Source organism: Brevundimonas sp. SS2672, from assembly GCF_059579685.1.
The window spans coordinates 698274-710872 of record NZ_CM184201.1 but is presented as its reverse complement, the minus strand read 5'-3'; the positions used below and the strand labels follow the sequence as shown (position 1 = coordinate 710872).

Annotated in this window: 14 protein-coding genes; 1 reads left to right on the top strand and 13 read right to left on the bottom strand. The window is 68.7% G+C overall.

Annotation, left to right across the window (positions count from 1 at the left end; genetic code table 11):
• Positions 1-6 precede the first annotated feature (6 nt).
• From bla to AC52GN_RS03420, 11 genes are all read right to left on the bottom strand, one after another.
• Entirely contained in the window at positions 7-924 is a 918-nt protein-coding gene (bla, locus tag AC52GN_RS03470; RefSeq protein WP_496528188.1) for a class A beta-lactamase, read from the bottom strand.
• Positions 925-928: 4 nt separating this feature from the next.
• Positions 929-2341, bottom strand: a complete 1413-nt coding sequence (gene flbD / locus AC52GN_RS03465) for a sigma-54-dependent transcriptional regulator FlbD (protein ID WP_496528187.1) — start codon at positions 2339-2341, stop codon at positions 929-931.
• Between the two features lie 42 nt (positions 2342-2383).
• A complete protein-coding gene (gene fliN, locus AC52GN_RS03460) occupies positions 2384-2716 on the bottom strand; it encodes a flagellar motor switch protein FliN (protein ID WP_087141885.1) in 333 nt (110 codons plus the stop codon).
• Positions 2716-3390, bottom strand: a complete 675-nt coding sequence (locus AC52GN_RS03455) for a FliH/SctL family protein (RefSeq protein WP_343831049.1) — start codon at positions 3388-3390, stop codon at positions 2716-2718. The genes fliN and AC52GN_RS03455 overlap by 1 nt, the downstream gene beginning before the upstream one ends.
• A gap of 1 nt (position 3391) precedes the next feature.
• The gene (gene fliG, locus AC52GN_RS03450) at positions 3392-4429 is read right to left on the bottom strand and encodes a flagellar motor switch protein FliG (protein ID WP_291778319.1); all 1038 of its coding nucleotides are present in this window, start codon (positions 4427-4429) and stop codon (positions 3392-3394) included.
• A complete protein-coding gene (fliF, locus tag AC52GN_RS03445) occupies positions 4429-6066 on the bottom strand; it encodes a flagellar basal-body MS-ring/collar protein FliF (protein WP_496528186.1) in 1638 nt (545 codons plus the stop codon). Before fliF ends, fliG begins: the two co-directional genes overlap by 1 nt.
• Positions 6067-6309: 243 nt before the next feature.
• Positions 6310-7398: a Glu/Leu/Phe/Val family dehydrogenase gene (locus tag AC52GN_RS03440; RefSeq protein WP_291778437.1), complete on the bottom strand. Its 1089-nt coding sequence runs from the start codon at positions 7396-7398 to the stop codon at positions 6310-6312.
• 176 nt (positions 7399-7574) lie between these two features.
• A complete protein-coding gene (locus tag AC52GN_RS03435) occupies positions 7575-8663 on the bottom strand; it encodes an acyltransferase family protein (RefSeq protein WP_496528185.1) in 1089 nt (362 codons plus the stop codon).
• Between the two features lie 58 nt (positions 8664-8721).
• Positions 8722-9828 carry an alpha/beta fold hydrolase gene (locus tag AC52GN_RS03430; protein WP_496528184.1) on the bottom strand — a complete coding sequence of 369 codons (1107 nt, stop codon included), beginning with the start codon at positions 9826-9828 and terminating at the stop codon, positions 8722-8724.
• Positions 9829-9914: 86 nt separating this feature from the next.
• Complete coding sequence (locus tag AC52GN_RS03425) at positions 9915-10532, bottom strand: uracil-DNA glycosylase family protein (RefSeq protein ID WP_291778306.1); 618 nt, start codon at positions 10530-10532, stop codon at positions 9915-9917.
• Positions 10516-10836, bottom strand: coding sequence for a DUF3253 domain-containing protein (locus tag AC52GN_RS03420; protein ID WP_004370794.1), 321 nt, complete (start codon positions 10834-10836; stop codon positions 10516-10518). The genes AC52GN_RS03425 and AC52GN_RS03420 overlap by 17 nt, the downstream gene beginning before the upstream one ends.
• Positions 10837-10882: 46 nt before the next feature.
• On the opposite strand from AC52GN_RS03420, the gene AC52GN_RS03415 reads away from it, so the two are divergent.
• Entirely contained in the window at positions 10883-11320 is a 438-nt protein-coding gene (locus tag AC52GN_RS03415) for a PaaI family thioesterase (RefSeq protein WP_338576287.1), read from the top strand.
• On the opposite strand, the gene AC52GN_RS03410 is transcribed toward AC52GN_RS03415, so the two are convergent.
• Both AC52GN_RS03410 and AC52GN_RS03405 read right to left on the bottom strand, forming a co-directional pair.
• A complete protein-coding gene (locus AC52GN_RS03410; RefSeq protein ID WP_291778297.1) occupies positions 11304-11942 on the bottom strand; it encodes a YoaK family protein in 639 nt (212 codons plus the stop codon). The two genes, AC52GN_RS03415 and AC52GN_RS03410, sit on opposite strands and share 17 nt — an antisense overlap.
• A 7-nt stretch (positions 11943-11949) precedes the next feature.
• On the bottom strand, positions 11950-12567 hold the full coding sequence (locus AC52GN_RS03405; protein ID WP_496528183.1) for a glutathione S-transferase family protein: 618 nt from the start codon (positions 12565-12567) through the stop codon (positions 11950-11952).
• Positions 12568-12599: the final 32 nt, after the last annotated feature.

The following is a 12599-nucleotide window of genomic DNA, read 5'->3' as shown; positions in this document are numbered from 1 at the left end:
CGAAGGTCATGCCGCCTGATGACAGGATTCGGCGGCCGTCAGCCATGCCCCAGCGCCTTGAGCGCCTGCCGGGTCGCGTCGGCGACTGCCGCCTCGCGCTGGGCGTCGGTCGAGATCCTTCGTGGCGTGGAAATAGACCGCGATAGCGATGGCGGGCCCATTCGGCGGCAGGATCAGGCCGATGTCGTTGACCGGGCCATAGCCGCCGGTGCCCGTCTTGTGCGCCACGGTCCAACCGGCGGGAACGCCCGCCTTGATCCGCCTCTGCCCCGTCGGCGTATCGACCAGCCAACGCATCAGCAGGGTCTTGGACGCCGTATCCAAGGGCGTGTCGGCCGCGACCAGCAGCCGCTGGATGTTCTTCACGGACTGGTCGGGGGTGATGGTGTCCTTGTCGTCGTCTGCGACGTTCAGTTCCGGCTCGAGCCGGTCGACGCGCGTGCTGTCGTCGCCGATGCTGCGATAGAAGGCGCGCAAGGGCTCCAGCCCGCCCATTTCGCGGATCAGGATGTTGGCGGCGGGGTTGTCGCTGACCTCGACCGCGCCCTTCATCAACTGTTCGATGGTGAGGCTCGAGCCGACCGCCGGCTCCGTGACCGGGGCGTGGCTGATCATGTCGGCCTGCGTCACCGGGATCGCCCGGTCCAACCGCTCCTGTCCCGCCTGAACCCGCAGCAGGGTCGCCGCCGCCAGGTACATCTTGAAGGTCGAGCAGTAGACGAACCGCTCATCGCCGCGCCAGGCGGCCTGCTTGCCGTCGGTCGCGACCGAGACGCCCAGACGGCCGCCGTGGCGGGCTTCCAGCGCCGACAGGTCGAGATCGAGCACGACCGGTTCGACGGCCGCTGGCTCCGTCGCTCGCGTACAGGCGCCCAGAGCGAGGGCGCCCGCGCCGATCAGCAGGGTGCGACGGTCGGCGCGCATCGGCTCAGCCCGCCGCGCCGTAGGCGGCCGCGACGCCCGACTGGGGCGCCGGGATCGGCGTGCCCTGGTCGGCGTATTCGTTCAGCTTGTTGCGCAGGGTGCGGATGGAGATGCCCAGGATCGTCGCCGCATGGGTGCGATTGCCCAGGCAGTGGCTGAGCGTGTCCAGGATCAGGGTCTTCTCCATCTCGGCCACGGTCTGGCCGACGAAGCTGCGGGTCACGGCGTCGGCGACCTGGGCCGCCTGACCGGCCACGCCGGCGTCATAGGTCGCGGCGGCGGGCGTCCCGCCTCCCTCGCTCCCGCCCAGCAGCGGGCGGCCGTCCGGCAGGCGGATGGCGTCGACGTCGATCTCGGCGCCCGTCGCCAGCAGGACGGCGCGGTGCATGGCGTTTTCCAGCTCGCGCACGTTGCCGGGCCAGCGGTGGGCGACCAGGGCGCGCCGGGCCTCGCCGCCGATGGCGCGGGGCGGCACGCCGTTGGCGGCGGCGTATTTCTTGACGAAGTGGTCGGCCAGCACGGCGATGTCGCCGGGGCGTTCGCGCAAGGAAGGCAGGCGCAGGTTCACGACGTTGAGGCGATACAGCAGGTCTTCGCGGAACGTCCCCTCGGCCACAGCCTTGGCCAGATCGCGGTTGGAGGTGGCGATGATGCGGATGTTGACGGGCACGGGCTTGGCCCCGCCGACGCGGTCGATCACCCGCTCCTGGATGGCGCGCAGCAGCTTGGCCTGAAGCCGGGCGTCCATCTCGCTGATCTCGTCCAGCAGAAGCGTGCCGCCGTCGGCCTCCTCGAACTTGCCGATCCGGCGGGCCACGGCGCCGGTGAAGGCGCCCTTCTCGTGGCCGAACAGCTCGGATTCCAGCAGGTTATCCGGGATGGCGGCGCAGTTGACGCTGATGAAGGCCTTGTCCGCCCGGCGCGAGTGGGTGTGCAGATAGCGGGCCATCACCTCCTTGCCGACACCGCTTTCGCCGGTGATCAGGATGGAGGCTTCCGAACGCGCCACCTGATCGGCGAGTTGGATGACCGACTTCATCGCCGGATCAGCCGAGATCATCGGCCGCTCGTCATCCGCCACCGCCGACAGGACGGCGGCGATCAGGTCCGCCTCGGGCGGCAGGGGGATGAACTCCTTGGCTCCGGCGCGGATGGCGTCGGCCGCCTCGCGCGCGTCGGCGTCGACGCCGCAGGCCACGACCGGCACATGAATGCGCTCGGCGTCGTTGGCGGCGATCAGGGCGGCGATGTCGATGCGGTAATCGACCATCAGCAGGTCGGCGCCCTGCCCCCGGCGCAGCTGCTCGGTCGCCTGATCGGCTCGCTCAACGTGCTGGACCTTGGCGCCGTGCGCCATGGCCATCTTCACCGCCGTCGCCAGCTGGCCGCTGAGCCGGCCCACCACCAGAAGACGCATCGCCCTACTCCTTCAAAATCCTGTCCGTGACGGGGCGGCCGATCAGGCGCCCTTGTCCTCGGTCTTGATGATTTCCGTCATGGTCACGCCCAGGCGGTCCTCGACGACGACGACCTCGCCGCGCGCCACCAGCCGATTGTTGACGAAGATGTCGATCGCCTCGCCGACCTTGCGGTCCAGCTCCAGCACCGAGCCCTTGTTCAGTTTCAGCAGCTGGGCCACCGACATGTGCGCCTTGCCCAGCACCGCCGAGATGTTGACCGGCACGTCAAAGACGGGCGCCAGGTCGACGGCGGATTTCTCACCACCCTCGTCAGCCAGATTGAGGGCGGTGGATTCGCCGAATTCCTCGAGCGAGAGATCGTCGGTGGCCATCAGAAGCCCCTCCTGTCATGGGCGCCGCCTTCAAGAGGCGGCTCGGCGTGGCCGGCTTCGGCGGCCAGGGCGGCGTCGAGGGCGGCGGCCACACGGCCCTCCGCCTCGGCCGGATCGAACTCGGCGCGGCCGTCGGCCCATTCCAGGGCGAAGGCGGCGGCGGGCCGGTGCGGCTCATCGCGGAACACCACCAGCCCCGAGAAGCCCGCCTGGGCGCACAGGGCCTCGATCTGGGCGCGGCCTTCGTCATCCAGACCCGAGGCGCGGACCAGCAGACGCGGCGTGGCGTCCATCTCCTGACCCAGGGCCTCGATGGCGGCCTCCAGCGGACGGCGCGGGAAGCGGTCAAAGGCGGCCGAACCGATCACACGCGCAGCCGCCAGGGCCAGTTCGGCGGATTCGCGCCGGTGCGCCTCGGCCACGCCGCGCAGGGCGGTCGCGGCCTGGGACACCGTCTGCGCCACGATCGACAGGGCGTCGGCGCGCAGGGCTTCGACCTCGTTCAACGCCTGCTGTCGGGCCTCAAGCCGCGCCTGGGCGATCAGGGCGTCGACCTCGGCCGGTGCGAAGGACCGCTTGGTCGGCTGCCAGGTCGAGGCGCGCAGCACGGCGCCGTCGGCCCCGAACTCGGTGTCGAAGGCGAAGGGGACGGCGTTGGAAGGGAGGGCGCTCATGTCAGTAGATCAACTCGTCGTCGCCGCCCTGGCCGGCCAGCATGATGTCGCCGCGCGCCGCCAGATCCTTGGCCACCTGGACCATGGCCATCTGGGCGTTGTCGACGTCCTTGAGGCGGACAGGCCCCATGGATTCCATGTCCTCGCGCATGATCTTCGAGGCGCGCTCGGACATGTTGGAGAAGAACATTTCGCGCAAGGAGTCCGACGCGCCCTTCAGCGCCAGCCCCAGTTGGTCCTTCTCGACCGCGCGCAGCAGGGTCTGCACCCCGCCGGGATCGAGACGCGACAGGTCCTCGAACACGAACATCAGGGCGCGGATGCGCTCGGCCGCGTCGCGGTTGCGTTCCTCCAGCGCGCCGATGAAACGGGCCTCGGTCTGGCGGTCGAAGCTGTTGAAGATGTCCGCCATCAGCTCATGGCTGTCGCGCTTGGACGTGCGCGCCAGGTTGGACATGAACTCGCTGCGCAGGGTCTGTTCGATCTTGTCGAGGATGTCGCGCTGCACCGGCTCCATGCGCAGCATCCGCTGGACGCACTCCAGGGCGAAGTCCTCGGGCAGGGCCGTCAGCACGCGCGAGGCGTGGTCCGGCTTGATCTTGGACAGGACCACCGCGACCGTCTGCGGGTATTCGTTCTTCAGATAGTTGGCGAGCACGGCCTCGTTCACATTGCCGAGCTTGTCCCACATGGTGCGGCCGGCGGGACCGCGGATCTCCTCCATCAGGGCCTCGACCCGGTCGGACGGCATGAAGGAAGCCAAGAGGCGCTGCGTCTGCTCGTAGGAGCCCATCAGCGAGCCCGAGCCGCCGATGCCGGAGACGAACTCGACCAGCACCTCTTCGACCACGGCGGCGGTGACGCTGCCCAGCCCCGCCATGGCCTGGGAGACCTCCTTGATCTCCTCGTCGTCGAGCTGCTGCCACAGGGCCGTGTGCTCTTCGCCCAGAGACAGAAGAACGACGGCGGCCTTTTCGGGCCCCGTCAGCTTCTTGGCGTCGTCGACCGCCGCGCCCTTTGAAACCAGCCGCGCCGCCATCAGGTTTCATGCATCCAGGCGCGCAGGATCGCCGTGGATTCCTCTGGGTGGCTGTCGACGAAATCGGCGACCTTCTTGATGGACGAGGCCTTCACCTGCCCCTCGATGCGGGCGATGTCGATGCGCTGCTCCATGTCGCTGGGTCCGGCCAACATGGGCGCGCCGCCCGGCAGGGTTCCGCCGACAAGCTGGGTGTCCAGCGCCGTGACGGGAATGCCGCCGGCGCCGACGACGGCGGGCGCGCCGCCCGGCCCGGTCGCCGCCTTCAGCAGCGGGCGCAGGACGAAGAAGACCAGCACGAAGCCCGTGATCACCAGGATCAGCAGCTCGACCCCGCGCATGATGTCGTTCTTGTCGAAGGCGAACAGCGACGAACCCTGCGCCTCGCCCGGCGCGGCCGAGGGCTCGCGGTTGAAGCGGACGTTGACGACCTCCAGCTTGTCGCCGCGCGCCTCGTCGATGCCGACGGCGGCGGCGACCAGGGCCTTGATCTGCTGCACCTCCTCTTCGGTGCGGGCCGCGTAGGTCGGTTCGCCCCCGCCCTCGGCGGCGGGGGTGTATTTGCCGTCGACCGCCACCGAGACAGACAGCTTCCGGACCTCGCCCGGCTCCTTCACCGTCGTCGTGGTGGTGTTGGAGATTTCATAGTTGGTCGTCTCAGTGTTCTCGGCGCGGGTCGAACCGAGCGGCGTCGCGTTGGGCGCCTCTCCGCCGGGGATGTTGTTGGTGGCGGTGACGCCGCCGTCCTGCTGGCCGGTCGTATCCTGCGACTGGCTGCCGTTGGTCGAGGTCGAGCGGACGACCTGGCCATCCGGATCGAAACGCTGCTCCTGGGTGGTCGAGCGGCTATGGTCGATGTCGGCCGTCACCTGCACGCGCGCGGCGCCGACGCCGACGACGCCCTCGACGATGTCCTTGATGCGGGCCTGCATCTGGGCCTCGGTCGAGGCCTTGGCCGCTTCGGCGGTGGCCGAGGTGAAGCCGGTGTCCTCGGACCCGGCCGCCAGGGTGCGGTTGGCCTGGTCCGTCACCGTGACCTTGTCCGGCTTCAGGTTCGGCACGGACGAGGCGACGACGTTGCGGATGGCCCGCACCTGATCGGCCGTCAGATCGCGGCCCGACAGCCCCACCACCACGGCGGCGGTGGGATCGATGGCGGCGGCCTGGAACATCTCGCGCCGAGGCATGGTGATGTGGACGCGGGCCGAGGAAATGCCGCGCATCGACATGATGGTGCGCGCCAGTTCGCCCTGCAGGGCGCGCTGTTCGTTCAGGTTCTGCTGGAACTCGGTCTGACCCAGCACCGACTGGTTGTCGAAGATCTCGTAGCCGACGCTGCCCGAGGTCACGAGCCCCTTGCCCGCCAGCATCAGGCGCGCCGCGCCGACTTCGTCGCGACTGACGAAGATGGTCGAGCCGTCGCCCTTGGAGGAGTATTTGATACTGGCCTGATCCAGGGCCGCGCCGATCTCGGCCGCCTCGCGCAGGTCGAGGTTGGAATAGAGCAAGGCGTCCGGCGCCTGGCCCACGCGCAGCATGACGGCGACCAGGACGGCGGCCACGCCTGCGGCCACGCCCAGGATGGCGGCCAGGCGTCCGACGCCGAACTTCTTCAAAGCTTCCGTGAAGCCGCCCACGCGCAACCGCCCCTGCACACGCGGGACGAACCGAACCCGCTAGGCAGAAACTGCCGCCTGGATGGTAAATGCGGCGTTAAGAGGCGTTAAAGACTTGGCAAACTCATGTCCCTCTCCCGATGGGAGAGGGGCCACGGCGCAAAAGAAAAAGGGGCTGCAGGACCATCACGCCCCGCACCCCCTTCGGCGCCCCCGGCGCCCGCCCGCCTCCTCAAGGAAGGCAGGCTGTCTTGTCGAAGACCCTTAGACCTTCTGGGCTTCGGCCTTCTTGTCGGCCGCGGCCTTGATGCGGGCCTCGGCGATGGCGTCGGCGATCAGGTGGGTCGGCTTGTTCTCGGAGACCGAACGCTCGAGGATTTCCTCGAAGGTCTCCATCAGGCGCGACAGCTTGCCTTCGACCCACGAGGCGTCATAGGCGCCGCCGGTCTGACGGGCGTTCATTTCCGAGGCGACGTTGATGATGCCGCCGCCGTTGATGACGTAGTCCGGCGAATACAGGATGCCGCGCTTGAACAGTTCGTCGCCGATGTCGGCGGTGGCCAGCTGGTTGTTGGCGGCGCCGCACACGGCCTTGACCTTCAGGCGGTCCAGCGTCTGCGGGTTCAACGTCGCACCCAGGGCGCACGGGGCGTAGATGTCGGCGGCGACGTCATAGATGGCGTCCGGGGCGACGATCTCGGCGCCCGTCCTGGCGGCGACGGCCTCCAGGTTGGCCTGGTTGACGTCGGTGATGATCAGCTTGGCGCCGGCCTTGTGCAGCTTCTCGGCCAGATAGGCGCCGACGTGGCCCACGCCCTGGATGGCGACGGTCAGGCCGGTCATGTCGTCCTGTTTGAACAGGCGGCGCGCGACGACCAGGTTCGAGCGGAACACGCCCTCGGCCGTGACCGGGCTCGGGTCGCCCGAGGCTTCCGGGCCGTCCTTCAGGCCCAGGACGTATTCGGTGACCTTGCGCGCTTCGGCGATGTCCTCGACCGAGGTGCCGACGTCTTCGGCGGCGTAGTAGTGGCCGCCCAGGCCGTTCAGATAGCGGCCGAAGGCATGGAACAGCTCAGGCGACTTCTGGGTGCGGCTGTCGCCGATGATAACCGACTTGCCGCCGCCCATCTCCAGGTCCGCGACGGCGTTCTTGTAGCTCATGCCCTTGGACAGGCGCAGCACGTCTTCCAGCGCCTCGGCGGCGGTGGCGTAGTTCCACATGCGAGTGCCGCCCACGGCCGGACCGCGCGCGGTCGAGTGCACCGCAACAATCGCCTTCAGGCCGGTTTTCTCATCATAGAAGGCGTGGACGCCTTCGTGGTTCGAGAAAGAAGGAGAATCAAACAGCGTCATGCCCATGACAGGCCTTTCCTGGGGTATTTTTTGTGCGCATGGACATACGCGCCCCTCCGACAAACGGCAAGCATCACCGTGCCGGCGCCGCCAGTTCCGGGTCGACTGCGGCTTCAGGCCCCGATTTCCGTGTTTCCTGCGTTCAGCCTTCGGCCAGGGCGGGTCGTTTCGGACGTTCAAACCGAGCCATCACCCACCGCCGCGCCGGAGTCTCGAACAGCTTCCAGCATAGCCAGCTGGCGACCAGAACCCCCGCCAGCCAGATCAGGCCGATCAGGGGCGACGGCGCCAGGAAGGGGATCTCGCTTCAGCACCACGCTGGTCGCCTCCAGCAGGGAGCCGTGCAGCAGGTAGATGGAGTAGGAGGCCCCGCCCAACACCACGCCGGGACCGACGCTCAGAATGCGCGGAGCTGAGACCGCCGTCATCCACACGACCGCCGGGAAGACGCAGGCCAGGAGCAGCAACTCGACGCCGAGGACTGTGAAGGATCGCCCCAGCACCACATAGACCGCTGCGGCCGCGACCAGGGCCAAGGCGCCCCAGGCCAGCAGGGGGCGCGCGGTCGTCTTCGCCGCATTGTCTCGCGCCAGGAAGACGCGCGCCGTCATCATGCCCAGGCAGAAGCCGGTCAGGGCGCGCAGGCCTCCGACATGGAAATTCGCCAATTGCCACCCCCCGTCCACCGATCCCATCGACCAGGTCGCCGCCGCCAGCGCCAGGAAGGCGACAGCTCCGACCACGAGCAGGAACCGCAACCCCGCCTTCGCCCAGAAAACGAAGACCACGGACATGACCATTTCCCAGAAGATCGACCAGCCGAGGTCGACATAGGGGAACAGCACCTGGGCGTCGTGCAGACCCGAGGTGTCGAGCACCGCCGGGATCATCAGCAGACCGCTGATCAGCGCATAGACCGACGCGCCCGCCTCGGCGCCCAGATTTCCGTTCGCCGCCAGCCACAGGGTCGTCAGGGCGAACCCCATCAGCGTCGCCAGCACATAGAGGGGATAGAGCCGAGCGATCCGCCGCAGCATGAAGGCTCCTGCGCCCATCGGCCGCTGCGCGCCGGGCAGCAGGACATGGGCGTAGCGGTAATAGAGAACAAACCCGCTCAGCACGAAGAAGAAGTCCACCGCCACATAGGCGTGCGGCGCCAGGGCGCTGAGCCCGAACAGCGGCGTCGCATGCATCAGGCAAACGGCCAGGGCGGCCAGTCCGCGCAGACTATCGAGGGCGGGCAGATGGGGGCGAGAAACGGTCATCCCGCTCGGTTACGACGACCGCGGTTATCATATGCTCAATATTCGGGCGGCTCAGACCTCAGCGCGCCTTCGGATCGGCCGCCAGGGCCGGCAGCACGGGCGGCGCGCCGGACGGCAGCGGACGGGCCGGATCGCGCAGCCAGGCTTCGACGTCGGCGAAGACGGTCTCGGCCTGAAGGTCGCGGTTCAGGATGTGCCAGCCGTCGGCGTAGTAGCCCGTCGTCAGGTTCGGCCGCTCGCCCGCCTGTTCCAGGGCGCGGCGCATGGGGCGTTTGGTGATGATCTGATCGTGGGCGCCGTAGAACAGCAGGGTCGGCGTCTCGATCTTCCCCAACCGACGCGTCGCCGTCTCCATCAGATCGACCAGGCCGTACAGGGAATCGAACCGCGTCGACAGGATCGACAGGGGATCGCGGCCGTTGCGGATCAGCTCCAGCGTATTGTCCGAGGCGCGGATGTCGCGCACGGCGAAGGACGGCGGCTCGACCCGCTTGGCTCCCATCAGGCGAGCGGCGGTCCACAGCCCTGCGCGGTTGAAGGCGCTCTGGCTGGACCAGCCCCACACGCCGGGGGCCAGCAGCACCACTCGATCGGCGTCCGGCGGCGCGTCGGAGCCGAAGGCGGCGATGGTCGAGGAGCCGCCCATGCTTTCGCCCGCCACCACGATCAGGGCGTTGGGCCGCTGGGCCCGGACCAGGGCGACGATGGTGCGCAGGTCCTGGCTGGTCAGGCTTTCGGCCGCGAACTCGCCCCGGTTGGGGGCCAGGCCGAAGCCGCGCTGGTCATAGGCCCAGGTCTCAATGCCCCGCGTCGCCCACCACGGCCCGGCGAAGCGGAAGGAGGCGTAGTGGTCGTTGAAGCCGTGCAGGGCGACGATGACGGCCCACGGCGCCTGGCCTTCCGGGCTCCAGCGCAGATAGGGCAGCCGCGCCCCGTCCTGCACCACGAAGGCGCCTCGGCCCAGGGTTCCCGCCTCGATGCGCGGCCCGTTGAACCCGTTGGGCGGCGTCAGCGGCGGCTGAACGTGCGGCGTGGCGCAGGCGGCGAGGGCGAGAGAAAGAAGGGCGGCGACCCATCCGCCCTTTCTTCCTTCTCCCCTCGAGGGAGAAGGTGGGCGCCGGAGGCGCTCGGATGAGGGGGCTGCGCCGACGGGCAGAACGGCCATGGATGAGGGTGAAGCAAACGCCCCCCTCATCCGTCTCGCTCCGCGAGCCACCTTCTCCCACAAGGGGAGAAGGGAAAAGCGATAGGTCACGCCAATATCTCCGCTGTCCGCCGACGAAGGTAGGGCAGAACCTCGGCCTCGAACCAGGGGTTCTTCTTCAGCCAGGCCGTGTTGCGCCAGGACGGATGCGGCAGTGGCAGGACAGAGGGCGCATAGTCGCGCCAGGCGCGGACCGTCTCGGTCATGTTCGCCTTGGTTCGATCGCCCAGGGCCCAGGTCTGGGCGTAGCCGCCGACCAGCAGGGTCAACTCGACCTTCGGCAGTTCCGCCAGCAGGCGCGCCCGCCACAGCTCGGCGCAGCGGCGCGGCGGGGGATAGTCGCCGCCTTTCGGATCGGTGCCGGGAAAGCAGAAGGCCTGGGCCGCGACGCCGATGCGCGGGTCGCCGTAGAAGGTCGCCTCGTCCACGCCCATCCAGTCGCGCAGACGAACCCCGGACGGATCGGTGAACGGCAGGCCGCTTTCATGCACGCGCCGGCCCGGCGCCTGGCCGCAGATCAACAGCCGGGTTTCGGGCGTGACCATGACCACCGGACGCGGCGTATGCGGCAGCAGTCCCAGGCACGCCCGGCAGGCGCGGATTTCGGCCAGGACGTCGTCGAGCGCCGTCTGCGGGCCGGCGTCCGGATCAGTCGAAGTCGTCATCCGACGCTTCGACCGGCGGCAGGGCCGCGAGGGCCGCGGCCGTCTCGGCCTCGGTCGGGAGGCGCAGACGGATCACGCCGCGGAAGTTGTTGGGATCGACCGCCTTGCCCTTCTTGGTGATGGTCAGCCTGCCCTGACGCATCAGGCCCAGCGCCGTCGCCTTCACCTTGGGCAGCATCCGCTGCCACTGCTCGGGCTGCAGCTCCTTGGCCACATCGGCCGGTTCGATGCTCTTGCCGCCGACGTTCTTGGGATCGGCCTTGGCCAGTTTTTCGAAAATGGCCGCTTCGATTGGATCGCTCATGCGCGCTATATGCGGCAGCGCGAGATCAGAAAGAAGGCGTAATCGCATGGTCGGCAAGATCACCATCACCGAAGGCGAGTTCGCGGGGTGGGAGACCTATGAGGTCTCCGGCGCCACCTTCGACTCCACCGTCGGCCCCTTCTATCGCAAGCCGGACCCCGACGGCTCCATGCGTTGCGCCTTCCGCGCCGAGCAGAAGCACATGAATTTCGGCGGACGGATGCACGGCGGCTGCCTGATGACCTTCGCCGACATCGCCATGTTCCAGATCGCCTATCAGGAAATGGAGGGCGCCTCGGGCGTGACGGTGCAGCTGGATTCGACCTTCATCGACGGCGCCTACGTCGGCGAACTGATCGAGGCGACGGGCGAGGTGTCCAAGGCGGGCAAGAGCCTGATCTTCGTGCGCGGCCAGATCGTCACCGGCGAGCGCCTGCTGATGACCTTCTCCGGCGTGATCCGGAAGTTCACGCCACGCGGTTGAACCTCATCTTCAGCGCCAGAACCATGGCGAGCGCGGCCGCCGGCCACAGGGCGATCAGCCCCAGGCGGCCATAGACCGCGGCCCCCATCAGCGCGCCCCCGGCCAGGCCCGCCCAGAGCGCCATATAAGGTCGGAACGCCCAGGGATCGCCGCCGCGCAGGGCGGCGGCCAGGGCGTGCCCCGTCTTGACCAGGGTTCCGGTCATATAGGTCAGGCTGACCCCGACCTCGCCGTCGCGCAGGAAGACCGAGTTCTCGACCGCCATGGCCAGGACCATCAGGCTGATCGCCAGGGGCGCGAGCCCGGCTCCGGCCGCCAGGGCGGCGCCGGCCAGCAGCGCCGCCTCCAGCGCCAGCACCCGACTGCGCGAGCGCGCGCCCTCCCCGCCCGCGACCAGGGCGCCGAGCATGGCGCCCAGAATGAACAGCAGGAGCACGCCCCCCACCGCGCCCGCCGCCAGCCACCGTCCTTCGGCCAGGCTGACGGCCAGGCGCGTGGTGTTGCCGCTCATGAAGGAGACGAACACCCCGCCCAGATGCAGGAATCCCAGGCTGTCGACATAGCCCGCCAGGGCGGCCAGCAGCAGGGCCAGCCAGCGGTCCGGCGCAGTCAGAGTGCGCAAGGTCGGATCACATCCCCGCCGCCGCCGCCGGACGAGCGCGACAGGCCTCCAGCCAGCGGGCCAGATGCGTCAACTCCTCGGGCGGCCGGTATTTGACCAGGCGGGCGAAATCCAGTCCCACGGCCCCGACGATGTCGGCGATGGTGAAGCGGTCGGCGGCGATGAACTCATGATCCGCCAGATGCCGATCCAGCGTCTTCATGAAGCGTTCGGCGCCCAGGCGGTTGTATTCGGCGACCTGGGGCTGAGGCGCCTCCAGCGCGGCCAAGGCCGGATGGGTGAAGCGCACGTTCAGCATCATTGGATTGGCCAGATACATCTCGCACCGCCGCATCCACATCTCAATGATGGCCTGCTCCTTCGGATCGCGGCCGAACAGGTTCGGCTCGGGGTGCAGCGCCTCCAGATAGCGGCAGATAGCGATGGATTCGGTCAGGCAGGTCCCGTCGTCCAGCTCCAGCGCCGGGACGTGCGGCACGCCGAACTTGGCGCGATAGGCCGGTGTGCGGTGCTCGCCCGCCAGAAGCTCGATCTCGACCCGCTCGACGTCGGTCACGCCCTTTTCCGCCATGACCCAGCGGACGCGCGGCGGATTGGGCGCGCGGCGGCTTTCATAGAGCTTCATCAAAGGGTCCCTTCGGCTGCCCTGCGCGACGC